This window comes from Pseudomonas sp. 1176_21 (genome assembly GCF_052850635.1).
Window position 1 is genome coordinate 69,249 of record NZ_VXCV01000012.1, and the last position, 25,593, is coordinate 94,841.

A 25,593-nucleotide genomic window follows, 5' to 3' on the forward strand; every position below is an offset into this window, starting at 1 on the left:
CATCGTTCAACGTCGCCATTTCGCCCACACCACTGGCTGCCAGTGCTTCTGACCAGCGAGCAATCGGAGCTGCCCCTGTACGCACAGCGCAGCCGACAGAGCGAACATTTTTTACCGACCTATGCGACGAGGTTTACTTTCATGGCACTGACACGCGAACAGCAAATTGCAGCCCTCGAAAAAGATTGGGCCGAGAACCCACGCTGGAAAGGCGTGACCCGTACCTACTCTGCCGCTGATGTCGTTCGTCTGCGTGGCTCGGTTCAACCTGAGCACACCCTGGCCCGCATGGGTGCCGAGAAGCTGTGGAACCTGGTAACCAAAGGCGCCCACCCTTCGTTCCGCCCTGAAAAAGATTTCGTCAACTGCATGGGCGCCCTGACCGGCGGCCAGGCTGTTCAACAGGTCAAGGCCGGTATCCAGGCTATCTACCTGTCCGGCTGGCAAGTGGCTGCCGACAACAACTCGGCCGAGTCCATGTACCCCGACCAGTCGCTGTACCCGGTGGACTCCGTGCCAACCGTGGTCAAGCGCATCAACAACTCGTTCCGTCGCGCCGACCAGATCCAGTGGAAAGCCGGCAAGAACCCGGGCGACGACGGCTACATCGACTACTTCGCACCGATCGTGGCTGACGCTGAAGCCGGTTTCGGCGGCGTACTCAACGCCTACGAGCTGATGAAGAACATGATCGAGGCAGGCGCCGCCGGCGTTCACTTCGAAGACCAGCTGGCCTCGGTTAAAAAATGCGGCCACATGGGCGGCAAGGTACTGGTTCCGACCCAGGAAGCCGTACAGAAGCTCAGCGCTGCCCGCCTGGCAGCCGACGTCGCCGGTGTACCGACCATCATCCTGGCCCGTACCGACGCCAACGCCGCCGACCTGCTGACCAGCGACTGCGACCCGTACGACCAGCCATTCGTGGTGGGTGAGCGTACCCAGGAAGGTTTCTACAAGGTACGTGCCGGTCTGGACCAGGCGATTGCCCGCGGCCTGGCCTACGCACCGTATGCCGACCTGATCTGGTGCGAAACCGCCAAGCCGGACCTGGACGAAGCACGCCGCTTTGCCGAAGCCATCAAGAAGGAATACCCGGACCAGATCCTGTCCTACAACTGCTCGCCTTCCTTCAACTGGAAGAAGAACCTGGACGACGCGACCATCGCCAAGTTCCAGCGCGAGCTGTCGGCCATGGGCTACAAGCACCAGTTCATCACCCTGGCTGGCATCCACAACATGTGGCACGGCATGTTCAACCTGGCGCACGACTACGCCCGCAACGACATGACTGCCTACGTGAAGCTGCAGGAGCAGGAATTCGCCGACGCGTCCAAAGGCTACACCTTCGTGGCGCACCAGCAGGAAGTGGGCACTGGCTACTTCGACGACATGACCACCGTGATCCAGGGTGGCAAGTCTTCGGTAACCGCCCTGACCGGCTCGACCGAAGAAGAGCAGTTCCACTGATCGGCTGATCGATTGGTGACATTCGGGTAACACGCAAGACCCGGGGCCTGTGATGGGGCTCCGGGTCTTGTGCCATTCATATCCCGCGCAGGCGCCAGCCTTGCCGGCGAAAAGGCCAGCCGCCCGGCACAAGGCTTCCTTATTACCCCCGATTGGCTATGCTAGTGCACACCGGCGTCAGCGGACGGCCGTGGCAGCGCAGATACCGACGCGCCACCCCCGCGCACAACCCTGAGCCAGAGCCCAGCGCCAGCACGCAGACACTGCCCGAAACAGGGGCGCACAAACTTGCCGGCCACACCCTTGAACAACAACTTTTAGTTGACGCAGGAGGTAGGAATAACAAGAGCTCTTCAAATGATATTAATTATCATTTCGAAACTTGCATTTCGTTACGCCATACAAGAAACATAATTAACAAAAGCACGCGCAATCCACGGAATACGTGGCCTGCAGCGAGTTACGAAAGATTTTTGTTCTTAATGCTACGAATAAATTTGCTGCAGAAATTTTACTTGCTACGGGTTTACCCATAAAATCAGCGCGATAGATTTCGCTGCGACATATCGTCACTGCTCTACTTCTTTTCAAGCTCAGAGACCAAGCGCTCTGTTAAGGATTTTCAGCATGCCCGATTCGACAGGACTCATCGCCCACAACTGGGGCTTTGCCATCTTCCTTTTGGGTGTCGTCGGCCTGTGTGCCTTCATGCTCGGCCTGTCCGCCCTGCTGGGCAGCAAGGCCTGGGGCCGCAGCAAGAACGAACCGTTCGAGTCCGGCATGCTGCCAACAGGCGGTGCCCGCCTGCGTCTTTCCGCCAAATTCTATCTGGTCGCGATGCTGTTCGTGATCTTCGATATCGAAGCCCTCTTTCTCTTTGCATGGTCTGTGTCCGTCCGCGAAAGCGGCTGGACCGGATTCGTCGAAGCACTCGTTTTCATAGCAATTCTGTTGGCAGGTCTTGTCTACCTATGGCGCGTCGGGGCCCTCGATTGGGCTCCCGAAGGTCGTCGCAAGCGGCAAGCGAAGCTGAAACAATGAGGCTTTGGCAATGCAATACAATCTCACCAGGATCGACCCCGATGCGCCCAACGAGCAGTATCCAATCGGTGAACGGGAAACCGTCTCCGATTCGCTGCTAGAGGACCAGGTCCACAAGAACATCTTCATGGGCAAGCTCGAAGATGTACTCAGTGGAGCCGTCAACTGGGGGCGCAAGAATTCCCTGTGGCCGTACAACTTCGGCCTCTCCTGCTGCTACGTGGAAATGACCACGGCCTTCACGGCACCCCACGACATCGCCCGCTTCGGCGCCGAGGTCATCCGGGCATCGCCGCGTCAGGCCGACTTCATGGTCATCGCCGGCACCTGCTTCATCAAGATGGCGCCGATCATCCAGCGCCTGTACGAGCAGATGCTCGAACCCAAGTGGGTCATCTCCATGGGTTCGTGCGCCAACTCCGGTGGCATGTACGACATCTACTCGGTCGTTCAGGGGGTCGACAAGTTCCTCCCCGTGGATGTCTACGTGCCTGGCTGCCCGCCTCGCCCCGAAGCGTTCCTGCAAGGCCTGATGCTGCTGCAGGAATCGATCGGCAAGGAGCGGCGCCCTCTTTCGTGGGTCGTCGGCGATCAAGGCGTGTACCGCGCCGAGATGCCGTCGCAGAAAGAGCAGCGTCGTGAACAGCGTATCCAGGTTACCCACCTGCGCAGCCCCGACGAAGTCTGATCCAGCGACCTGCCGCCTGTTCATTCGAGCAGGCGGCCTGGCTTCATTCTCTACGTTGACCGAAAGCGATCGAGACCATGACAGCGGACACCGCTATTTACATCCCGCCTTACAAGGCTGACGACCAGGATGTGGTCGTCGAATTGAACAATCGTTTTGGCCCCGAGGCGTTCACCGCCCAGGACACCCGCACCGGCATGCCGGTGCTTTGGGTTGCCCGCGCCAAGCTGATCGAAGTGCTGACCTTCCTGCGCAACGTGGCCAAGCCGTACAGCATGCTGTACGACCTGCACGGCGTGGACGAGCGCCTGCGCACCCAGCGTCGCGGCCTGCCGGGCGCCGACTTCACCGTGTTCTACCACCTGCTGTCCGTCGAGCGTAACAGCGACGTGATGATCAAGGTGGCACTGAACGAAGGTGACCTGAACCTGCCCACCGTCACCGGTATCTGGCCCAACGCCAACTGGTACGAGCGCGAAGTCTGGGACATGTTCGGCATCGACTTTGCCGGCCACCCGCACCTGACCCGCATCATGATGCCGCCCACCTGGGAAGGCCATCCGCTGCGCAAGGACTTCCCGGCGCGCGCCACCGAGTTCGACCCCTACAGCCTGAACCTGGCCAAGCAGCAGCTCGAGGAAGAAGCCGCACGCTTCAACCCCGAAGCCTGGGGCATGAAACGTTCCGGTGCCAACGAGGACTACATGTTCCTCAACCTTGGCCCCAACCACCCTTCGGCTCACGGTGCGTTCCGTATCGTGCTGCAGCTGGACGGTGAAGAGATCGTCGACTGCGTCCCGGACATCGGCTACCACCACCGTGGTGCCGAGAAGATGGCCGAGCGCCAGTCCTGGCACAGCTTCATCCCCTACACCGACCGCATCGACTACCTGGGCGGGGTGATGAACAACCTGCCCTACGTGCTCGCGGTCGAGAAGCTGGCCGGCATCAAGGTGCCGCAGAAGGTCGACACCATCCGCATCATGATGGCCGAGTTCTTCCGCATCACCAGCCACCTGCTGTTCCTGGGTACCTACATCCAGGACGTCGGCGCCATGACCCCGGTGTTCTTCACCTTCACCGACCGTCAGCGCGCCTACACCGTGATCGAAGCCATCACCGGTTTCCGTCTGCACCCGGCCTGGTACCGTATCGGTGGCGTGGCCCACGACCTGCCGCGCGGCTGGGAAAAACTGGTCAAGGACTTCGTCGACTGGCTGCCCAAGCGCCTCGACGAGTACACCAAGGCCGCCCTGCAGAACAGCATCCTCAAGGGCCGTACCATCGGCGTGGCTGCCTACAACACCAAGGAAGCCCTGGAATGGGGCGTCACCGGTGCCGGCCTGCGTTCGACCGGTTGCGACTTCGACCTGCGCAAGGCACGCCCGTACTCGGGCTACGAGAACTTCGAGTTCGAAGTGCCGCTGGCCAGCAATGGCGATGCCTATGACCGCTGCATGGTGCGCGTGGAAGAAATGCGCCAGAGCATCAAGATCATCGACCAGTGCATGCGCAACATGCCGGAAGGCCCGTACAAGGCGGATCACCCGCTGACCACGCCGCCGCCAAAAGAGCGCACCCTGCAGCACATCGAGACCCTGATCACGCACTTCCTGCAGGTTTCGTGGGGCCCGGTCATGCCGGCCAACGAGTCCTTCCAGATGATCGAAGCGACCAAGGGCATCAACAGTTACTACCTGACGAGCGACGGCGGCACCATGAGCTACCGCACCCGGATCCGCACTCCGAGCTACCCGCACCTGCAGCAGATCCCTTCGGTGATCCGCGGCAGCATGGTCGCGGACCTGATTGCGTACCTGGGCAGTATCGACTTCGTTATGGCTGACGTGGACCGCTAAGCATGAATAACACGCTTATCCAAACCGACCGTTTCGCCCTGAGCGAAACCGAGCGCTCGGCCATCGAGCACGAGATGCACCACTACGAGGACCCGCGCGCGGCGTCCATCGAAGCCCTGAAGATCGTTCAGAAGGAACGCGGCTGGGTGCCGGACGGCGCCGTGTACGCCATCGGCGAAGTGCTGGGCATCCCTGCCAGCGACGTCGAAGGCGTGGCCACCTTCTACAGCCAGATCTTCCGCCAGCCGGTCGGCCGCCACATCATCCGTGTGTGCGACAGCATGGTCTGCTACATCGGCGGCCACGAGTCGGTGGTCAGCCAGATCCAGAGCGAGCTGGGCATCGGCCTGGGCCAGACCACCGCAGACGGGCGTTTCACCCTGCTGCCGGTGTGCTGCCTGGGCAACTGCGACAAGGCCCCGGCCCTGATGATCGACGACGACACCTTTGGCGACGTGCAACCTGCCGGCGTTTCCAAACTGCTGGAGGGTTACGTATGACCATCACTTCCTTCGGCCCGGCCAACCGCATCGCGCGCGCCGCCGAAACCCATCCGCTGACCTGGCGCCTGCGCGACGACGGCGAGCCACTGTGGCTCGACGAGTACCAGGCCAAGGACGGCTACACCGCTGCCCGCAAGGCACTGGCGCAGATGTCGCAGGACGACATCGTGCAGACCGTCAAGGACTCCGGCCTCAAGGGCCGTGGCGGTGCGGGCTTCCCGACGGGCGTCAAATGGGGCCTGATGCCCAAAGACGAATCCATGAACATCCGCTACCTGCTGTGCAACGCGGACGAAATGGAGCCCAACACCTGGAAGGACCGCATGCTGATGGAGCAACAGCCCCATCTGCTGATCGAAGGCATGCTGATCAGTGCCCGCGCGCTCAAGGCCTACCGCGGCTACATCTTCCTGCGTGGCGAATACACCACCGCCGCGCGCAACCTCACCCGTGCGGTCGAGGAAGCCAAGGCTGCCGGCCTGCTGGGCAAGAACATCCTGGGCAGCGGTTTCGATTTCGAGCTGTTCGTGCACACCGGCGCCGGGCGTTACATCTGCGGTGAAGAAACCGCACTGATCAACTCCCTCGAAGGCCGCCGCGCCAACCCGCGTTCCAAGCCGCCCTTCCCTGCCGCCGTGGGCGTGTGGGGCAAGCCGACCTGCGTGAACAACGTCGAGACCCTGTGCAACGTGCCGGCCATCGTCGGCAACGGCATCGACTGGTACAAGTCGCTGGCCCGCGAAGGCAGCGAAGACCACGGCACCAAGCTGATGGGCTTCTCCGGCAAGGTGAAGAACCCTGGCCTGTGGGAACTGCCCTTCGGCGTCACCGCCCGCGAGCTGTTCGAAGACTACGCCGGCGGCATGCGCGACGGCTTCAAGCTCAAGTGCTGGCAGCCAGGCGGCGCCGGTACCGGCTTTTTGCTGCCCGAGCACCTCGACGCCCAGATGTACGCCGGCGGCATCGCCAAGGTCGGTACCCGGATGGGTACGGGCCTGGCCATGGCCGTTGACGACAGCGTCAACATGGTCTCGCTGCTGCGCAACATGGAAGAGTTCTTTGCCCGCGAATCGTGCGGCTTCTGCACCCCGTGCCGCGACGGCCTGCCGTGGAGCGTCAAGCTGCTGCGCGCCATCGAGAAAGGCCAGGGTCAGCCAGGCGACATCGAGACGCTGCTGGGGCTGGTCGGTTTCCTCGGCCCAGGCAAGACCTTCTGCGCTCACGCACCCGGTGCGGTCGAGCCGCTGGGCAGTGCCATCAAATACTTCCGCCCCGAGTTCGAAGCCGGCATCGCAGCCACTGCTGCACCGCGCCCGGACTTGGCCAAACCCGTTGTGGTTGGCGCATAACGAACAAGAAGACGGGCGGTCCGTGCCGCCCGTTGCCCGCGATGCTCGCCCGGATGACGGCGAACCGCAGGCATACAGCTTTCCATTAGCCACGCCCGCAGACGCGGGCCAACGAAGAACTTTGAACCATGGCCACTATCCACGTAGACGGCAAAGAGCTCGAAGTCAACGGTGCAGACAACCTGTTACAGGCGTGTCTGTCGCTAGGCCTCGACATCCCCTATTTCTGCTGGCACCCGGCGCTCGGTAGCGTCGGTGCCTGCCGCCAGTGTGCGGTCAAGCAGTACACCGACGAGAACGACACCCGTGGTCGCATCGTCATGTCCTGCATGACCCCTGCCACCGATGGCAGCTGGATTTCCATCGAAGACGAAGAAGCCCGCGTGTTCCGCGCCAGCGTCGTCGAATGGCTGATGACCAACCACCCGCACGACTGCCCGGTGTGCGAGGAAGGCGGTCACTGCCACCTGCAAGACATGACGGTGATGACCGGCCACAACGAGCGCCGCTACCGTTTCACCAAGCGTACCCACCAGAACCAGGAGCTCGGCCCGTTCATCTCCCACGAGATGAACCGCTGCATCGCCTGCTACCGCTGCGTGCGCTACTACAAGGACTACGCCGGCGGTACCGACCTGGGCGTGTTCGGTGCGCACGACAACGTGTATTTCGGCCGTGTCGAGGACGGTGCCCTGGAGAGCGAGTTCTCCGGCAACCTGACCGAGGTCTGCCCGACCGGTGTGTTCACCGACAAGACCCACTCCGAGCGCTACAACCGCAAGTGGGACATGCAGTTCGCCCCGAGCATCTGCCATGGCTGCTCCAGCGGCTGCAACATCAGCCCGGGCGAGCGCTACGGTGAACTGCGCCGCATCGAGAACCGTTTCAACGGCTCGGTGAACCAGTACTTCCTGTGCGACCGTGGCCGCTTCGGCTACGGCTACGTCAACCGTACCGACCGCCCACGCCAGCCACTGCTCCAGGACGGCCAGAAACTGGGCCTGGACGCCGCGCTGGACAAGGCCGCCGACATGCTGCGCGGGCGCAACATCGTGGGTATCGGTTCGCCCCGTGCAAGCCTGGAGAGCAACTACGGCCTGCGCGAGCTGGTGGGTGCCGAACATTTCTATGCAGGCATGGAAGCCGGTGAGCTGGAGCGCGTGCGCCTGGCTTTGCAGGTGCTCAACGACAGCCCGCTGCCGGTGCCGACCCTGCGCGACATGGAAGACCATGACGCGGTGTTCGTGCTTGGCGAAGACCTGACCCAGACCGCTGCCCGCGTGGCCCTGGCCCTGCGTCAGTCGGTCAAGGGCAAGGCCGAGGCGATGGCCGATGCCATGCGCGTTCAGCCGTGGCTCGATGCCGCGGTGAAGAACATCGGCCAGCACGCCATGTACCCGCTGTTCATTGCCAGCCTGAGCGAGACCAAGCTCGACGACGTGGCGCAAGAGTGCGTGCACGCCGCGCCGGACGACCTGGCCCGCATCGGTTTCGCCGTGGCCCACGCCATCGACCCGAGCGCCCCAGCCGTCGAAGGCCTGGACGCCGAAGCCCTGGACCTGGCCAAGCGCATCGCCGACGCCCTGGTCGCGGCCAACCGCCCACTGGTGGTTGCCGGTACTTCGCTGGCCTCCAGGGCTCTGATCGAAGCTGCCGCCAACATCGCCAAGGCACTCAAGCTGCGCGAGAAGAACGGCTCGCTGAGCCTGGTGGTGCCCGAGGCCAACAGCCTGGGCCTGGCCATGCTCGGTGGCGAGTCGATCGATGCGGCGCTGGACGCCGTGATCGCCGGCAAGGCCGATGCCATCGTGGTGCTGGAAAACGACCTGTACAGCCGCGTACCGGCTGCCAAGGTCGACGCTGCCCTGGCCGCGGCCAAGGTGGTGATCGTTGCCGACCACCAGAAAACCCCGACCACCGACCGCGCGCACCTGGTGCTGCCGGCCGCCACCTTCGCCGAGGGCGACGGTACCCTGGTCAGCCAGGAAGGCCGCGCCCAGCGCTTCTTCCAGGTGTTCGACCCGCAGTACCTGGACAGCAGCATCCTGGTGCACGAAGGCTGGCGCTGGATGCATGCACTGCGTGCCACCCTGCTCAACAAGCCGGTCGACTGGACCCAGCTGGACCACGTGACCCACGCCGTGGCTGGCGTGGTGCCGCAACTGGCCGGCATCGTCAACGCCGCGCCATCGGCCGCGTTCCGCATCAAGGGCATGAAACTGGCCCGCGAGCCGCTGCGCTACTCGGGCCGTACCGCCATGCGCGCCAACATCAGCGTGCACGAGCCACGTACCCCGCAAGACCCGGACACCGCGTTCGCCTTCTCCATGGAAGGCTACTCGGGCTCCGCCGAACCGCGCCAGCAGGTGCCGTTCGCCTGGTCGCCGGGCTGGAACTCGCCGCAGGCCTGGAACAAGTTCCAGGACGAGGTCGGTGGTCACCTGCGTGCAGGCGACCCGGGCACCCGCCTGATCGAGACCCAGGGCGACAGGCTGAACTGGTTCGCCAGCGTTCCGGCGGCGTTCTCGCCGGCCCGTGGCACCTGGCAGGCCGTGCCGTTCTACCACCTGTTCGGCAGTGAAGAGAACTCTTCGCGCGCCGCCCCGGTGCAGGAGCGCATCCCGCAGGCCTACGTGGCACTGGCCAAGTCCGAAGCCGACCGCCTGGGCGTCAACGACGGCGCACTGCTGAGCCTGAACGTGGCCGGCCAGACCCTGCGTCTGCCGCTGCGCATCAATGAGGAACTGGGCGCAGGCCTGGTTGCATTGCCCAAAGGCCTGGCCGGCATCCCGCCTGCCATCTTCGGTGCATCCGTCGAAGGCTTGCAGGAGGCAGCACAATGACCTGGTTCACCCCTGAAGTGATCGATGTGATCCTCACTGTCATCAAGGCCATCGTGGTGTTGCTGGCGGTGGTGGTCTGCGGTGCGCTGCTCAGCTTCGTCGAGCGTCGCCTGCTGGGCTGGTGGCAGGACCGTTACGGTCCTAACCGCGTCGGCCCGTTCGGCATGTTCCAGATTGCCGCCGACATGCTGAAGATGTTCTTCAAGGAAGACTGGAACCCGCCCTTCGTCGACAAGGTGATCTTCACCCTGGCGCCGGTGGTGGCCATGAGCGCCTTGCTGATCGCCTTCGCGATCATCCCGATCACCCCGACCTGGGGTGTCGCGGACCTGAACATCGGCCTGCTGTTCTTCTTCGCCATGGCCGGCCTGTCGGTGTACGCCGTCCTGTTCGCCGGCTGGTCGTCGAACAACAAGTACGCCCTGCTCGGCAGCCTGCGGGCCTCGGCCCAGACCGTGTCGTACGAAGTGTTCATGGGCCTGGCTCTGATGGGCATCGTGGCCCAGGTCGGCTCGTTCAACATGCGCGACATCGTCGAATACCAGGCGCAGAACCTGTGGTTCATCATTCCGCAGTTCTTCGGCTTCTGTACCTTCTTCATCGCTGGCGTGGCCGTGACTCACCGTCACCCCTTCGACCAGCCGGAAGCGGAACAGGAACTGGCCGACGGCTACCACATCGAATATGCCGGCATGAAATGGGGCATGTTCTTCGTGGGCGAGTACATCGGCATCATCCTGATCTCGGCGCTGCTGGTAACCCTGTTCTTCGGTGGCTGGCACGGGCCGTTCGGCATCCTGCCGCAACTGTCGTTCGTGTGGTTCGCCCTGAAGACCGCGTTCTTCATCATGCTGTTCATCCTGCTGCGCGCCTCGATCCCGCGCCCGCGCTATGACCAGGTGATGGACTTCAGCTGGAAGTTCTGCCTGCCGCTGACCCTGATCAATTTGCTGGTGACCGCTGCGCTCGTGTTGCTCAACACGCCAGCTGTTGCGGCCCAGTGAGGATTTGACCCATGTTCAAGTATATTGGCGACATCGTTAAGGGCACTGGCACCCAGCTGCGCAGCCTGGTGATGGTGTTCTCCCACGGGTTCCGCAAACGCGACACCCTGCAATACCCCGAAGAGCCGGTCTACCTGCCGCCGCGCTACCGCGGCCGCATCGTGCTGACCCGCGACCCCGACGGCGAGGAGCGCTGCGTGGCCTGCAACCTGTGCGCCGTGGCCTGCCCGGTGGGTTGCATCTCGCTGCAGAAGGCCGAGACCGAAGACGGTCGCTGGTACCCCGAGTTCTTCCGCATCAACTTCTCGCGCTGCATTTTCTGCGGCCTCTGCGAGGAAGCCTGCCCGACCACCGCGATCCAGCTCACCCCGGATTTCGAAATGGCCGAGTTCAAACGTCAGGACCTGGTGTACGAGAAAGAAGATCTGCTGATCTCCGGCCCCGGCAAGAACCCTGATTACAACTTCTACCGTGTTGCAGGTATGGCCGTTGCCGGCAAGCCGAAGGGCGCCGCGCAGAACGAAGCCGAGCCGATCAACGTGAAGAGCTTGCTCCCTTAAGGAAGAAAGATGGAATTCGCTTTCTATTTCGCATCCGGTGTCGCCGTGGTGTCCACCCTGCGGGTGATCACCAACACCAACCCGGTGCATGCCCTGCTCTACCTGATCATTTCGCTGATCTCCGTGGCGATGACCTTCTTCGCCCTCGGCGCGCCGTTTGCCGGCGTGCTCGAAGTGATCGCCTACGCTGGCGCCATCATGGTGCTGTTCGTGTTCGTGGTGATGATGCTCAACCTGGGGCCGGCCTCGGTCGCCCAGGAGCGCGGCTGGCTCAAGCCCGGCATCTGGGGCGGGCCGGTGTTCCTCGCCGTCCTGCTGCTGGCCGAACTGCTGTACGTGCTGTTCGTGCAGCCGAGCGGCGCCGCCATCGGTCATACCACCGTTGACGCCAAGGCCGTGGGCATCAGCCTGTTCGGCCCTTACCTGCTGGTGGTGGAACTGGCCTCGATGCTGCTGCTGGCTGCAGCAGTGACGGCGTTCCACCTCGGCCGCAACGAGGCGAAGGAGTAAATCATGTCAGCAATTCCTCTCGAACACGGCCTGGCCGTCGCCGGCATCCTGTTCTGCCTCGGCCTGGTCGGGCTGATGGTGCGCCGCAACATTCTGTTCGTACTGATGAGCCTGGAAATCATGATGAACGCCTCGGCACTGGCATTCATCGTGGCGGGCAGCCGCTGGGCGCAACCGGACGGGCAGATCATGTTCATCCTGGTGATCAGCCTGGCCGCCGCCGAGGCCAGTATCGGCCTGGCGATCCTGCTGCAGCTGTATCGCCGCTTCCACACTCTCGATATCGATGCTGCCAGTGAGATGCGCGGATGAACCTACTCTTTCTGACCTTCGTCTTCCCCCTGATCGGCTTTGTGCTGCTGTCGTTCTCGCGCGGGCGGTTCTCGGAGAACCTGTCGGCGCTGATCGGTGTCGGTTCGATCGGCCTCTCGGCCATCGTGGCCGCCTACGTGATCTGGCAGTTCAACGTCGCCCCGCCTGAAGGCGGCGCGTACAGCCAGCTGCTGTGGCAGTGGATGCAGGTGGGCGACTTCAAGCCCAACTTCACCCTGTACCTGGACGGCCTGTCGGTGACCATGCTCGGCGTGGTGGTCGGCGTGGGCTTCCTGATCCACCTGTTCGCCTCGTGGTACATGCGTGGTGAAGCCGGCTACTCGCGCTTCTTCGCCTACACCAACCTGTTCATTGCCAGCATGCTGTTCCTGATCCTGGGCGACGACCTGCTGTTCATCTACTTCGGTTGGGAAGGCGTGGGCCTGTGCTCGTACCTGTTGATCGGTTTCTACTACAGCAACCGCAACAACGGCAACGCAGCGCTCAAGGCCTTCATCGTCACCCGTATCGGCGACGTGTTCATGGCCATCGGCCTGTTCATCCTGTTCCAGCAACTGGGCACCCTGAACATCCAGCAACTGCTGGTGCTGGCGCCGCAGAAGTTCCAGGCCGGTGATTTCTGGATCGTGCTGGCAACCCTGATGCTGCTGGGCGGCGCCGTGGGCAAATCGGCCCAGCTGCCGCTGCAGACCTGGCTTGCAGACGCGATGGCCGGCCCTACCCCGGTATCGGCACTGATCCACGCCGCCACCATGGTGACCGCCGGTGTCTACCTGATCGCACGTACCCACGGCCTGTTCGCCCTGGCACCCGACGTGCTGCACCTGGTGGGTGTGGTCGGCGGCGTGACCCTGGTGCTGGCCGGCTTTGCCGCGCTGGTACAGACCGACATCAAGCGTATCCTGGCCTACTCGACCATGAGCCAGATCGGCTACATGTTCCTGGCCCTGGGCGTGGGCGCCTTCGACGGCGCGATCTTCCACCTGATGACCCACGCCTTCTTCAAGGCCCTGCTGTTCCTTGCCTCCGGTGCGGTGATCGTTGCCTGCCACCACGAGCAGAACATCTTCAAGATGGGCGGCCTGTGGAAGAAACTGCCACTGGCCTACGCCAGCTTCATCGTCGGTGGTGCCGCCCTGGCTGCCCTGCCGCTGCTGACCGCCGGCTTCTACTCCAAGGACGAGATCCTCTGGGAAGCCTTCGCCAGCGGCAACAGCGGCTTGCTGTACGCCGGCCTGGTGGGTGCGTTCATGACCTCGCTGTACACCTTCCGCCTGATCTTCATCGCCTTCCACGGCGAAGCCAAGACCGAAGCCCACGCTGGCCACGGCATCTCGCACTGGCTGCCGCTGGGCGTGCTGATCGTGCTGTCGACCTTCGTCGGCGCCTGGATCCACCCACCGCTGGCCGGCGTGCTGCCGCAGAGCGTCGGGCATGCCGGTGGCGAAGCCAAGCACAGCCTGGAAATCGCCTCGGGTGCCATCGCCATCGCCGGTATCCTGCTGGCCGCCATGCTGTTCCTGGGCAAGCGTCGCCTGGTTACCGCGATCGCCAACAGCGGTATCGGTCGTGTGCTGTCGGCCTGGTGGTTCGCCGCCTGGGGCTTCGACTGGATCTACGACAAGCTGTTCGTCAAACCTTACCTGCTGATCAGCCACATCCTGCGCAAGGATCCGGTTGACCGCAGCATCGGCCTGATTCCGCGTTTGGCCAAGGGCGGTCATGCCGCCATGAGCAAAACCGAAACCGGTCAGCTGCGCTGGTACACCGCCTCGATCGCCATTGGTGCCGTGCTTGTGCTCGGTGCCGTTGTTGTGGCTGCGGTCTGATATGAACCTTGCGACTTTGCGAAAGGAATTGAGCCCGTCATGATTTTGCCTTGGCTGATCCTGATCCCCTTTATCGGCGGCCTGCTGTGCTGGCTGGGTGAGCGCTTCGGCGCCACCCTGCCGCGCTACATCGCGCTGCTGACCATGTCCCTGCTGCTTGGTATCGGCCTCTGGCTGTGGGCCAACGGCGACTACACCCTGGCGCCTGCGCCGGGTGCCGCGCCACAGTGGGCCTACGAGTTCAAAGTGCTGTGGATCGAGCGCTTCGGCATCAGCCTGCACCTGGCCCTGGACGGCCTGTCGCTGCTGATGATCCTGCTCACCGGCCTGCTCGGTGTGCTCTCGGTACTGTGTTCCTGGAAAGAGATCCAGCGCCACGTCGGCTTCTTCCACCTCAACCTGATGTGGATCCTGGGCGGCGTGGTCGGTGTGTTCCTGGCCCTGGACCTGTTCCTGTTCTTCTTCTTCTGGGAAATGATGCTGGTGCCGATGTATTTCCTCATCGCGCTCTGGGGTCACAGCTCCTCGGACGGCAAGAAGACCCGGATCTACGCAGCCACCAAGTTCTTCATCTTCACCCAGGCCAGCGGCCTGATCATGCTGGTGGCGATCCTGGGCCTGGTACTGGTCAACTACGGCAACACCGGTGTGATCACCTTCGACTACACCCAGTTGCTCAAGGCCGACCTGCCGGCGGGTACCGAATACCTGCTGATGCTGGGCTTCTTCATCGCCTTCGCGGTCAAGCTGCCGGTGGTACCGTTCCACTCCTGGCTGCCTGACGCCCACGCCCAGGCGCCGACTGCCGGTTCCGTCGACCTGGCCGGTATCCTGCTGAAGACCGCGGCCTACGGCCTGCTGCGTTTTGCCCTGCCGCTGTTCCCGAATGCCTCGGCCGAGTTCGCGCCGATCGCCATGACCCTGGGTCTGATCGGGATCTTCTACGGTGCATTCCTGGCCTTCGCGCAAACCGACATCAAGCGCCTGATCGCGTTCTCCAGCGTCTCGCACATGGGCTTCGTGCTGATCGGCATCTACTCCGGCAGCCAGCAGGCCCTGCAGGGCGCGGTGATCCAGATGCTGGCCCACGGCCTGTCGGCGGCGGCGCTGTTCATCCTCAGCGGCCAGCTGTACGAGCGTCTGCACACCCGTGACATGCGTCAGATGGGTGGCCTGTGGTCGCGCATCGCCTACCTGCCGGCCATCAGCCTGTTCTTCGCCGCGGCTTCGCTGGGCTTGCCGGGTACCGGCAACTTCGTCGGCGAGTTCCTGATCCTGATCGGCAGCTTCGTCAGTGCCCCATGGGTCACCGCGATTGCCACCTCCGGCCTGGTGTTCGGCTCGGTGTACTCGCTGATCATGATCCACCGCGCCTACTTCGGCCCGGCCAAGTCCGACGAAGTACTGGCCGGCATGGACAACCGCGAACTGATCATGGTGCTGGGCCTGGCGGTACTGCTGATTGTGCTGGGCGTTTACCCGCAGCCGTTCCTGGATACCTCCGCCGCCACCATGAGTGGTGTGCAGCAGTGGCTCGGCTCCGCTTTCACTCAACTCGCTTCGGCCCGGTAAGAGCGCTATGGACCTGACGATTCAACACTTTATTGCGCTTGCGCCACTGCTGATCACCAGTATCACCATCGTCGTGGTGATGCTGGCCATCGCCTGGCGCCGCAATCACTCGCAAACCTTCCTGCTGTCGACCGTGGGGCTGAACCTGGCCCTGCTGTCGATCATCCCGACCCTCAAGGTGGCCCCGCTGGCGGTCACCCCATTGCTGACCGTCGACAGCTTCGCGTGCCTGTACATGGCGTTGATCCTGGTCGCCACCCTGGCCTGCGTGACCCTGGCGCATGCCTACCTGGGTGACGGCGGCAAGGGCTACCCGGGCAACCGCGAAGAGCTCTACCTGCTGATCCTGATGGCGGCCCTGGGCGGCCTGGTGCTGGTCTGCGCGCAACACCTGGCCGGCCTGTTCATCGGCCTGGAGCTGCTCTCGGTACCGGTGTATGGCCTGGTGGCGTATGCATTCTTCAACAAGCGTTCGCTGGAAGCCGGCATCAAGTACATGGTGCTGTCGGCAGCCGGTTCCGCGTTCCTGCTGTTCGGCATGGCGCTGCTGTATGCCGACGCCGGCAGCCTGAGCTTCGACGGCATCGGCAAGGCCCTGGCCACCACCAGCCTGCCAAGCCTGATTGCCCAGCTGGGCCTGGGCATGATGCTGGTCGGCCTGGCGTTCAAGCTGTCGCTGGTACCGTTCCACCTGTGGACCCCGGACGTATACGAAGGTGCTCCGGCGCCGGTCGCAGCGTTCCTGGCCACCGCGAGCAAGGTGGCTGTATTCGCCGTTGTGGTACGCCTGTTCATGCTCTCCCCTGCTGCCAGCAGCGGCGTGCTGACCACCGTGCTGTCGGTGATTGCAGTGGCCTCGATTCTGGTCGGCAACCTGCTGGCGCTGACCCAGAGCAACCTCAAGCGTCTGCTGGGTTACTCCTCGATTGCCCACTTCGGTTACCTGCTGATTGCCCTGGTGGCGAGCAAGGGCATGGCGGTGGAAGCCATTGGCGTGTACCTGGTGACCTACGTGATCACCAGCCTGGGCGCGTTTGGCGTCATCACCCTGATGTCCTCGCCTTACAAGGGCCGTGATGCCGATGCCCTGTACGAGTACCGCGGCCTGTTCTGGCGTCGTCCGTACCTGACGGCGGTGCTGACCGTGATGATGCTGTCGCTGGCGGGTATTCCGCTGACTGCGGGCTTCATCGGCAAGTTCTACATCATTGCTACCGGCGTCGAGTCGCAGCTGTGGTGGCTGGTGGGTGCGTTGGTGATCGGTAGTGCGATCGGGGTGTTCTACTACCTGCGCGTGATGGTCACCCTGTACCTGATCGAGCCGAACCTGCGTCGTCACGATGCGCCGTTGAACTGGGAGCAGCGTACCGGTGGCGTGATGTTGCTGGCGATTGCGATTCTGGCGTTCGTGCTGGGTGTTTATCCGCAGCCGTTGCTGGACCTGGTGCAGCATGCAGGTTTGCAGTTGCTTGGTTGAGTGCTGATGCATTGACAGGACACCCCGCTTCGGCGGGGTGTTTTGTTTTTGGCGATTGAACAACCAATACACCAAACCGCCGTTGCTCTTGATCTTGATCTTGATTGTCCGGCCTGTCAGGAGGCCGAGTGGAGGTGTCGTGCAGGGGGCGGGGCGTAGCCCCTTCGGCGTTAGCCGAAGCGAGCGACTGTTAGAGTTGCGCAGCAACTCGGGTCGCGTGCCCCCTGGACGGCGCCGGAGGGAGGGAACCCGGAGCGAAGCGTAGGGCCGTATGTTTGGCCGGGGACCTTTTGGTTACTTTTGCGTCCTTGCAAAAGTGACCCGCTGTAAGAGCGGAAGGCGTCATTCGCAGCGCTATCCATGCCGGATAAACACACCAATCGGTAAAATCGACGACCGTGAACATATCCAGAGCAGATCAAAAGCATGACTGCACTACAGATCACCCACTGTGCTTCGTCTGATACTTGCAACGTCAGATACCCGCCCAACCGTTCCGGAACCCCTTCGATGCACCCCACCCTGCCCCGCTCGTCCCTCGCCGTATTGATCGCCTGCACCGCCACCGCCCAAGCCAACCCAGGCATCGAACTCGGCCAGGTACTGATCCAGGACCAGGAACACAACGAACTTCAGGACGCCCGTGAGCGCCTGCAGCAAATCCCCGGGGCCACCAACCTGATCGACATGCAACAGGTCGAACAAGGCCGCGTCGCCAGCAACCAGGACGTGCTCGCCTACCAGCCCGGCGTGTTCGCCCAATCCGCCGGCAACGACGGCATCAAACTGTCGATTCGCGGCTCGGGCCTGAACCGTGCCCCCGGCGCCCACGGCTCCGGTGTATACACCCTGTTCGACGGCCTGCCACTGACCGGCCCCGGCGGCACGCCCTATGAACTGTTCGAGCCCCTGTGGCTAAGCCGCGCCGAGGTACTGCGCGGCGCCAACGGCTTCGATCGCGGCGCCCTGGCCCTGGGCGGCGCCATCAATTACGTGACCCACACCGGCTACGACGCCGCGCCCCTGCAGGTACGGGTCGAGGCCGGCAGCCGTGGCTACGGCAAACGCCAGGTCAGCTCCGGCCAGGTACTGGGTGACCTGGACTACTACGTCGCCCTCACCGACTCGGAATACGACGGCTACCAGGACCACAGCAGCGGCAGCAGCAAGGGCATCGCCGCCAACGTCGGCTACCGCTTCAACCCCAACCTGGAAACCCGCTTCTACCTGCGTTACCGCGAAACTGAAAACGAACTGGCCGGGCGCCTGACCAAGGACCAGATCAAGCACCACCCGCGCGCTGCCAACCCGCTGTACCTGAGCCGCGACGCCAGCCGCCCGCAACCGGGCAGCACCTGGCTGGGCAACAAGACCACCTTCTACCTCGATGACGACTCGCAACTGGAAGCCGGCCTGGTCTACCACGACTACCCGATGGACCTGCGTGAAGGCACCAAGCGCCTCAAGGTGGCGTACACCGACGTCAGCGGCACGCTCAACTACCTGCGCCGCGACACCCTGTTCGGCCACGAGAGCAAGACCACCCTCGGCTGGCGCACCACAAAGCACCTGCCCAACACGGGGGCCTCGGAGTTCGTGCGGGTCGAGACCGACCCCACTCAGCCCATAGGCACCAAGACCCGCGACTTCACCTACCAGGGCTCGGACAGCGTCCTCCACTTCAGCAACGAACTGGAACTGGTGCCAGACCTGTGGCTGACCAGCGGCCTGGCGATCATCTATACCCGCCGCGAAAGCGCCGTCACCTATCCGGCCAGCGGCGGCAAGGTCAGCCAGCATGACTGGGACTACGCCCCGCGCCTGGGGCTGCGCTACGACTTCAGCCCCGCGCTGCAGCTGTACGGCAACCTGAGCCGCTCGGTGGAGCCTGCGCACCCCTGGGCACTGATCTGGAGCTCGCCAGCGATCAAAGGCCTGCAGACCCAACCCATCGAGCTGCGCAACCAGACCGCCACCACCCTGGAGCTCGGCGCACGCGGCGACTCGCGGCTGGGGCGCTGGGACCTGGCCTGGTACTACTCGGCCGTGCGCCACGAACTGCTGACAGTGGAAACCGTGGCCGCCAGCAGCACCACCAACGCCATCGTCGGCGAGGTGAATGCCAGCCCTACCGTGCACCAGGGGGTGGAAGCCAGCCTCGACAGCCTGCTGTGGGAACACAGCGGAGTTGGCCGGGTGTCGCTGCGCCAGGCCTACACCTTCAGCGACTTCCACTACCGCGATGACGCGGCGTTCGGCGACAACCGCCTGCCCGGCATGCCGATGCACTACTACCAGGCGCAGGTGCGCCTGGACCATCCCAGCGGCTTCTATGCCGGGCTCAACACGCAGATGGCCTCAAAGGTGCAGGTCGACTACGCCAACTCCTACCAGGCCGATGCGTATGCCCTGCTGGGCGCAACCTTCGGCTACGCCTCCCCCCGACAGGACTGGGCCACCTGGCTCGACCTGCGCAACCTCACCAACCAGCGCTATGCCGCAACCGTGACGCCCGGCTACGACGACAAGGGCCTCGATGCCGCACGCTCCACCCCCGGCGAAGGCTTCGCAGCCTACGTGGGCATGTCCTATAGCTGGAAGTGACGCTCGCCAGCGGCGCCTCAGGGCAGTTGCACCTGAGGCTTGGTCGCCACGAAAATCCCCCAGCTGGACATGAACAGCGCCGCGATCAACGGCCCGATGACGAAGCCGTTGAGGCCGAACACCGCCAGCCCGCCCAGGGTCGAGATCAGGATCAGGTAGTCGGGCATGCGGGTGTCCTTGCCCACCAGGATCGGGCGCAGCACGTTGTCCACCAGGCCGATCACGAACACCCCGAAGGCGGCAAGCACCACACCCTGCCAGATCGAACCACTGAGCAGGAAGTACGCGGCCACCGGGCCCCACACGATGCCGGCACCCACCGCCGGCAGCAGCGACAGAAACGCCATCAGCACCGCCCACACCAGCGCACTGGGGATATCCAGCACCCAGAAGATGAACCCGCCGAGCGCGCCCTGGGTCACCGCCACCAGCAGGTTGCCCTTGACCGTGGCACGCACCACGCGATTGAACTTCAGTTGCAGGCGACGCTTCTGGTGTTCGGCCAGGGGCACCGCCGTGCGGATCTTGCGCACCAGCTCGGCGCCATCGCGCAGGAAGAAGTACAGCAGGTACAGCATGATGCCGAAGCTCACCAGGAACTCGAACGTGCCCTGCCCGAAGCTGAACGCCTGGGTGGCGAAGAACTGGCTGCCCTGCATCGCGCCCTTGGCGATCTTGTCGCGCAAGCCCTCCAGATCCCCCATACCCAGGCGTTCCAGGCCATGCTGGGCCACAGCGGGCAGCATGTCCTTGAAGCGCTCGATGTAGCCGGCGATATCCAGTTGGCCGCTCTCGATGTTCTTGTACAGCGTGGCGCCTTCCTGAACCAGCAGCGTGCTGATGACGATCACCGGCAGAATCGCGATCAGCAGGCACACCAGCAGCGTGATGCCCGCTGCCAGGTTGCGCCGCCAGCCCAGGCGCAACAGCAACCGGCGCTGCAACGGCGCAAACACGATGCCCAGGATCACCGCCCAGAACACCGCGCCGTAGTAGGGCAATAGAATCCAGATGAAGGCCAGGGTCACCAGGACCAGCAACCACATCAGGGCTTTTTGCTGCAATACCGATTCGTTCATGTCCGCTCCTTTGCGCTCTGATGATTAGTGCGCGGCGCACTGCAGAAAGTGCCGTTGCCGTGGATCAATAAAATCGGTGGTGCAGGCGCGTAGCATCCGCGCTTTTGTCGCGACCTTGCCATGACCCACCTCGCCCGACCCGAACTGCTCGCCCCTGCCGGCACCCTGAAGAACATGCGCTATGCCTTCGCCTATGGCGCCGATGCGGTCTACGCCGGCCAGCCGCGCTACAGCCTGCGTGTGCGCAACAACGAATTCGACCATGCCAACCTGGCGCTGGGCATCCAGGAAGCCCAGGCCCAGGGCAAGCGGTTCTACGTGGTGGTCAACATCGCCCCGCACAATGCCAAGCTCAAGACCTTCCTCAAGGACCTGGAACCTGTGATCGCCATGGGCCCGGACGCGCTGATCATGTCCGACCCTGGGCTGATCATGCTGGTGCGCCAGCACTTCCCGGCCATGCCGATCCACCTGTCAGTACAGGCCAATACGGTGAACTGGGCCAGTGTCGCGTTCTGGCAATCCCAGGGCCTGAGCCGGGTGATCCTGTCCCGGGAGCTGTCGCTGGAAGAAATCGAAGAGATCCGCCAGCAGGTGCCGGCGATGGAGCTGGAAGTGTTCGTGCACGGCGCCCTGTGCATGGCGTATTCGGGGCGCTGCCTGCTGTCGGGCTACCTGAACCGGCGCGATGCCAACCAGGGCAGCTGCACCAACGCCTGCCGCTGGCAGTACAGCGCCACCCCGGCCCAGGAAAACGAGGTGGGTGACATCGTGCGCGAAGTCCAGCCGACCCTGGGCGTCGGCGCCCCCACCAACCAGGTGTTCGTGCTGCAGGAAGCCAACCGGCCCGGCGAAGACATGCCGGCATTCGAGGACGAGCACGGCACCTACATCATGAACGCCAAGGACCTGCGTGCCGTGCAGCACGTCGGGCGCCTGACCCGCATGGGGGTACACTCGCTGAAGATCGAGGGGCGTACCAAGTCGCACTTCTACTGTGCCCGCACCACCCAGGCGTACCGGCAGGCCATCGACGATGCGCTGGCGGGGCGTGAATTCGACCGTTCGCTGATGCTCGACCTGGAGTCATTGGCGCAACGCGGCTACACCGAAGGCTTCTTGCGCCGCCACGTGCACGACGAGTACCAGAACTACGAGCGGGGCAACTCGGTGTCCGAGCGCCAGCAATTCGTGGGCGAGCTGACCGGGGAACGGGTCGACGGGCTGGCCGAGGTCAAGGTCAAGAACCGTTTCGGGCTGGGCGATCACCTGGAGCTGATGACGCCGCGGGGCAACTACCATTTCGACCTGCACCAGCTGCGGGATCGCGCGGGCAATCCGCTGGAGGTGGCGCCGGGGGATGGGCACACGGTGTACCTGCCGATTCCCGAACAGGTGGAGCTGGGCTACGGGCTGTTGTTGCGGGATCTGAATACGTAGCCACGCTATCGCGGGTCAAGCCCGCTCCCACAGGTAGTGCGCAATCCTGGTGGGAGCGGGCTTGACCCGCGATGCAGCCGACGCTCAACGTGGGCTGCTGGCTACAGCTGCAGTATCCGTCTCACGTATCACCTGCACCTGATACTGCGGGTCCGCCTTGATCTGCGCCTCGGTGAATGGAATGGTGTGCCAGTGCCCGGCCGAGAACGCACGGGTCTGGTCACTGGCATGCACCGACCCCGCCTCGCTGGACTGGGAAAACGCCAGCAGCCCCTGCGCGTGCGGCCCCTTGTCATCGAAACTGACCACCTGCAGGTAACTGGTGCCGCTGATCACGGTGCGCTTGCCCCCCTCGCCCGGCACGCTCTGCATGGCGTTGTACACCCCAAGGCTCGACGGCCCGCCATGCATCGGCGTGCCGTCGCCCGCCTGCTGGATCTGCCCCCACTGCACATTCGCACTCAGCCCGGCCTCGGCCACCTGCGCCTGCGACGCCAATGCCGCCGCACGCACGGCCCTGGCCACCTCGGCACGCTCCAGCGCAAGGCCGCGTGGGGTGTGCTGGGGGTCGGCCGGATCGAATGCCACGCGCCAGAACTCACCGTGCTCCTGCAACGCCTGCAGGATGTTCTGGAAGTGCACCAGGCCGATGCCACTGGCCAGGCCGGCCTTGCCATCCCACGCCGCCAGGCTGTCGCAAACGGCCTTGAGCTGCGGATCGGCCGTCGCGCCCTTGCACCACTGCAACAGGTCGGGCAGCGCCAGCTCGGCCAGGTACACCTTGTCGTCCATGACCATGTGGTGCAGGTCCTGCGCGCTGATCTTGCCGGGGCGGTTCAACCGCTGCAGGGCAAAGCGGCTGCGCGGGCCCAGGGGCACGTCTTCGCGGCTGATGATCGGCGAGTAGCCGCGCAGCGGCTGCGCCGGGTTGACCATCCAGGCCGAATCGTTGGAGTGCTGTACGAAGTCGCCACGCAGCAGGCTTGGCTGCAGTTGCGCGGGGAAGATACCGGGCTGCGCCGCTCGCGCATCGACCTTCCAGTTGCAGGCGCTGCGCGAACCGTCGAGCACGATCAGTTCCAGGCCCGCCGCCGGGTCGCTGCACTGCGCCAGCAGCGGCGCATCCACATAGGGCACCACCGACTGGTTCAGGTACAACGCCTGCCCCCTGGCATCCACCGCCAGGGTGTTGACCCAGGGTATGCCCTGCAGGCGCTGCACCGACTGCTGCAGGGCCTGCAGGCTGTCGGCCTGGTTCATGCTGTACCACTGCTGCAGCACGCGGGTGTTGCCCAGGTTGGCATCACGCAGGCTGAAGGCAACCTGCCCGGTCCAGTCCAGCCGCCCGGGCCACTGCACCAGCGGGCCGTAGATCGTGCCGTACAGCTCGCGGGTGACCACCTGCTGCTGGCCGTCCTCAGCCTTGACCGACACGCTCACCGGCTGGCGGGTCATGGGGGTGGACACGCCGTCGAGCAGGTAGCGGGTCGAATCTTTCGGGTCCAGTTGCAAGCGGTGCAAGGTGAAGTGCCGGGAGGTGTCGACGGTGTGCGTCCAGGCCAGATGCCGGTTGAAACCGATATTGATCAGCGGCAGGCCGGGCAACGCGGCGCCCATCACGTTCAGCTTGCCGGGGATGCTCAACTGCATCTGGTAGAAGCGCATGCCACCCACCCACGGGAAATGCGGGTTGGCCAGCAACAGGCCACGGCCATTGGCCGAACGCTCGTGCCCTATCGCCACCGCGTTGCTGCCGCGCTCAAGCGCAAAGTTGGCCTGACGCGCCTGGGCCATACTGAAGGCCGCAGCCGGCAACCCCGCCGCTGCACCGGGGGGCGCGGCACCGGCCACGGCTTCGACGAACTGCCCGGCCCCACCCTCGACCAGCAGGCGCCGGGTCAGCTTGACCAGGTCCAGGGCGGTGATGGGGCGCAGCCACTCGGCCTGCTGACACTGGGCTGGCAAGCCCTGGGCAGTGCGCTCGGCCAGCGCGCGGTTGTAGCCCAGCGCGTAGCCTTCGAGCAATGAACGGATCGGCGCCGGTTGCGCCTGCCAGTACGCAGACACCGCCGCCGGCGTGTTCAGCCAGGTGAAAAACACGTCGCTGGCCAGGTTTTCACGCTGCTCCAGGGTCAGCGCCTGCGGCCCGAAGAACCGCGAGCGCTCACCGTTGACGGTCACCACTTCGTTGGCCAGCAGGCACAGGTTGTCCTGCGCGTAGGCATACCCGATGCCATAGCCCAGGCCACGCTCATCGCGGGCCACGATGTGCGGCACACCGAAGCTGGTGCGGCGGATCTCGGCCCGGGCCTCGCCCGGCGGCGCCTCGCGGGCGTGGGCTGAACAACTCAGAGCAACCAGCAGGGCCGTCAGGCAGAACGAGGGGATCGAGCGATTGGCAGACACGCGGACTCCGGCAGCATCAGGGTGAACGAACATCCTGACTAGACGAATTTCATCATGAAAATTTACCGCTTTTGCGCCGCTCGTTCGTCTTTCTCTACATAAAGGCAATATTTTTTGCCTTGCCGATGCAGATTTGCCGCGCTCGTTCGTCTTATAGAGTGAGAGCACCACACGCAAACTGGACAGGCTCGGGAAAGGGAGTTTTCACATGTACAACCAGCAACAGCCAATCACACCGCTGCGTTTCAGACGCAAAGCCCACGCGCCGCTGCCGGAAAAGCCCGAAGCGGCTGAACCGGACCGCGCCGGCAACGAACATATCCGCGAACTGCTCAAGGCATTCGGCCTGCGCACCAGCCTGATCCGGCTGAAGGTCATCGATGCGCTGCACGCGGCCGCCAGAGAGGGGCGCAGTATCGGGGTGCGCGGGGTGCACAGCCAGCTCGAGCAGCTGGATATTCCGCTGTCGTTCCTGAGCGTTCGCGAAGTGCTCAAGCGCCTGTGCGTCGAAGGTGTGATCAGCCTGGGCAGCGACAAGTGCTACAGCCTCAACCCCGAGGCTCGCGCGGTGCTGGAACAGCCGGTTTCACGCTAGGCCAACGGCCGGGTGACGCCGGCCGCAGCCTCGCAAGCGGTCAGAACTTGACCTTGCGCCGCATGATGCCGTTCACGATCACGGCCAATACGGCTACGCCGATGGCAATGTACTGGAACACCTTTTCGCTGATCACGCCGGCGTTCTGCAGGTACGAGCCGCCCAGCATGATTGCCAGCACCACCAGGGCAACCAGGATCGAGTATTTCAGGCGTTGAGCTTGAGTCATTGAAAAATCCTTACGACAACGGGTTTGAGGGCCCTACTGCGGCCGGCGGCCATGATACAACGCCACGTCACGCAGGAGGATGTTTCCCGGTTTTTCCCGACGCGACAACCTGAAATCATCCGCCAGGTGTGCCCGTGCCCTGCGTTCAGGGTTGAGCAACCTGAACCACAGCACTGGAGCAGGCTCGCCGCAGACACGCGGCCAC

General features: G+C 63.8%; 20 protein-coding genes. 17 read left to right on the plus strand and 3 right to left on the minus strand.

Translation table 11 applies throughout. The features are described 5' to 3' along the window. Positions 1–141: 141 nt before the first annotated feature. The 15 genes from aceA to FW760_RS22620 all read left to right on the plus strand — a co-directional run bounded on the left by aceA (position 142) and on the right by FW760_RS22620 (position 19,639). Positions 142–1,467, plus strand: a complete 1,326-nt coding sequence (gene aceA / locus FW760_RS22550; protein ID WP_043860864.1) for an isocitrate lyase — start codon at positions 142–144, stop codon at positions 1,465–1,467. A gap of 627 nt (positions 1,468–2,094) precedes the next feature. Next, entirely contained in the window at positions 2,095–2,508 is a 414-nt protein-coding gene (locus tag FW760_RS22555) for an NADH-quinone oxidoreductase subunit A (protein WP_010220397.1), read from the plus strand. Positions 2,509–2,518: 10 nt separating this feature from the next. Continuing rightward, positions 2,519–3,196: an NADH-quinone oxidoreductase subunit B gene (locus FW760_RS22560; protein ID WP_043860865.1), complete on the plus strand. Its 678-nt coding sequence runs from the start codon at positions 2,519–2,521 to the stop codon at positions 3,194–3,196. Between the two features lie 77 nt (positions 3,197–3,273). Beyond that, positions 3,274–5,055, plus strand: a complete 1,782-nt coding sequence (nuoC, locus tag FW760_RS22565; protein WP_043860866.1) for an NADH-quinone oxidoreductase subunit C/D — start codon at positions 3,274–3,276, stop codon at positions 5,053–5,055. Positions 5,056–5,057: 2 nt separating this feature from the next. Beyond that, entirely contained in the window at positions 5,058–5,555 is a 498-nt protein-coding gene (gene nuoE / locus FW760_RS22570) for an NADH-quinone oxidoreductase subunit NuoE (protein WP_043860867.1), read from the plus strand. Beyond that, positions 5,552–6,907, plus strand: coding sequence for an NADH-quinone oxidoreductase subunit NuoF (nuoF, locus tag FW760_RS22575; RefSeq protein ID WP_043860868.1), 1,356 nt, complete (start codon positions 5,552–5,554; stop codon positions 6,905–6,907). The genes nuoE and nuoF overlap by 4 nt, the downstream gene beginning before the upstream one ends. A 128-nt stretch (positions 6,908–7,035) precedes the next feature. Further along, positions 7,036–9,750: an NADH-quinone oxidoreductase subunit NuoG gene (gene nuoG / locus FW760_RS22580; RefSeq protein WP_043860869.1), complete on the plus strand. Its 2,715-nt coding sequence runs from the start codon at positions 7,036–7,038 to the stop codon at positions 9,748–9,750. Further along, positions 9,747–10,754, plus strand: coding sequence for an NADH-quinone oxidoreductase subunit NuoH (gene nuoH / locus FW760_RS22585; RefSeq protein ID WP_054915105.1), 1,008 nt, complete (start codon positions 9,747–9,749; stop codon positions 10,752–10,754). The genes nuoG and nuoH overlap by 4 nt, the downstream gene beginning before the upstream one ends. 11 nt (positions 10,755–10,765) lie before the next feature. Beyond that, positions 10,766–11,314 (plus strand): NADH-quinone oxidoreductase subunit NuoI, encoded by a 549-nt coding sequence (gene nuoI / locus FW760_RS22590; RefSeq protein ID WP_009400993.1) that lies wholly within the window; start codon positions 10,766–10,768, stop codon positions 11,312–11,314. A 9-nt stretch (positions 11,315–11,323) separates the two neighbouring features. Continuing rightward, the gene (gene nuoJ / locus FW760_RS22595; protein ID WP_043860871.1) at positions 11,324–11,824 is read left to right on the plus strand and encodes an NADH-quinone oxidoreductase subunit J; all 501 of its coding nucleotides are present in this window, start codon (positions 11,324–11,326) and stop codon (positions 11,822–11,824) included. A gap of 3 nt (positions 11,825–11,827) precedes the next feature. After that, positions 11,828–12,136 carry an NADH-quinone oxidoreductase subunit NuoK gene (gene nuoK / locus FW760_RS22600; protein ID WP_010220409.1) on the plus strand — a complete coding sequence of 103 codons (309 nt, stop codon included), beginning with the start codon at positions 11,828–11,830 and terminating at the stop codon, positions 12,134–12,136. Further along, a complete protein-coding gene (gene nuoL / locus FW760_RS22605; RefSeq protein WP_043860872.1) occupies positions 12,133–13,986 on the plus strand; it encodes an NADH-quinone oxidoreductase subunit L in 1,854 nt (617 codons plus the stop codon). The genes nuoK and nuoL overlap by 4 nt, the downstream gene beginning before the upstream one ends. Positions 13,987–14,025: 39 nt before the next feature. Then, entirely contained in the window at positions 14,026–15,558 is a 1,533-nt protein-coding gene (nuoM, locus tag FW760_RS22610) for an NADH-quinone oxidoreductase subunit M (RefSeq protein WP_043860873.1), read from the plus strand. Between the two features lie 7 nt (positions 15,559–15,565). Further along, the gene (gene nuoN, locus FW760_RS22615; protein WP_043860874.1) at positions 15,566–17,035 is read left to right on the plus strand and encodes an NADH-quinone oxidoreductase subunit NuoN; all 1,470 of its coding nucleotides are present in this window, start codon (positions 15,566–15,568) and stop codon (positions 17,033–17,035) included. Positions 17,036–17,545: 510 nt separating this feature from the next. Then, the gene (locus FW760_RS22620; protein ID WP_116054804.1) at positions 17,546–19,639 is read left to right on the plus strand and encodes a TonB-dependent receptor family protein; all 2,094 of its coding nucleotides are present in this window, start codon (positions 17,546–17,548) and stop codon (positions 19,637–19,639) included. A 17-nt stretch (positions 19,640–19,656) separates the two neighbouring features. Here the strand turns inward: FW760_RS22620 and FW760_RS22625 are convergent, their stop codons facing one another. Continuing rightward, positions 19,657–20,718, minus strand: a complete 1,062-nt coding sequence (locus FW760_RS22625) for an AI-2E family transporter (RefSeq protein WP_043860876.1) — start codon at positions 20,716–20,718, stop codon at positions 19,657–19,659. Positions 20,719–20,838: 120 nt separating this feature from the next. Between FW760_RS22625 and trhP the strand changes: the two genes are divergently transcribed. Beyond that, positions 20,839–22,158 carry a prephenate-dependent tRNA uridine(34) hydroxylase TrhP gene (gene trhP / locus FW760_RS22630; RefSeq protein ID WP_116054807.1) on the plus strand — a complete coding sequence of 440 codons (1,320 nt, stop codon included), beginning with the start codon at positions 20,839–20,841 and terminating at the stop codon, positions 22,156–22,158. An 84-nt stretch (positions 22,159–22,242) separates the two neighbouring features. Here the strand turns inward: trhP and pvdQ are convergent, their stop codons facing one another. Beyond that, entirely contained in the window at positions 22,243–24,564 is a 2,322-nt protein-coding gene (gene pvdQ / locus FW760_RS22635; RefSeq protein ID WP_415378142.1) for a bifunctional acylase PvdQ, read from the minus strand. Positions 24,565–24,772: 208 nt separating this feature from the next. Between pvdQ and FW760_RS22640 the strand changes: the two genes are divergently transcribed. Beyond that, positions 24,773–25,159 (plus strand): fe2+ zn2+ uptake regulation protein, encoded by a 387-nt coding sequence (locus tag FW760_RS22640; protein WP_088515161.1) that lies wholly within the window; start codon positions 24,773–24,775, stop codon positions 25,157–25,159. A gap of 40 nt (positions 25,160–25,199) precedes the next feature. Here FW760_RS22640 and FW760_RS22645 read toward each other — a convergent pair whose 3' ends face one another. Beyond that, entirely contained in the window at positions 25,200–25,388 is a 189-nt protein-coding gene (locus tag FW760_RS22645; RefSeq protein WP_043860879.1) for a hypothetical protein, read from the minus strand. Between the last annotated feature and the right edge of the window lie 205 nt (positions 25,389–25,593).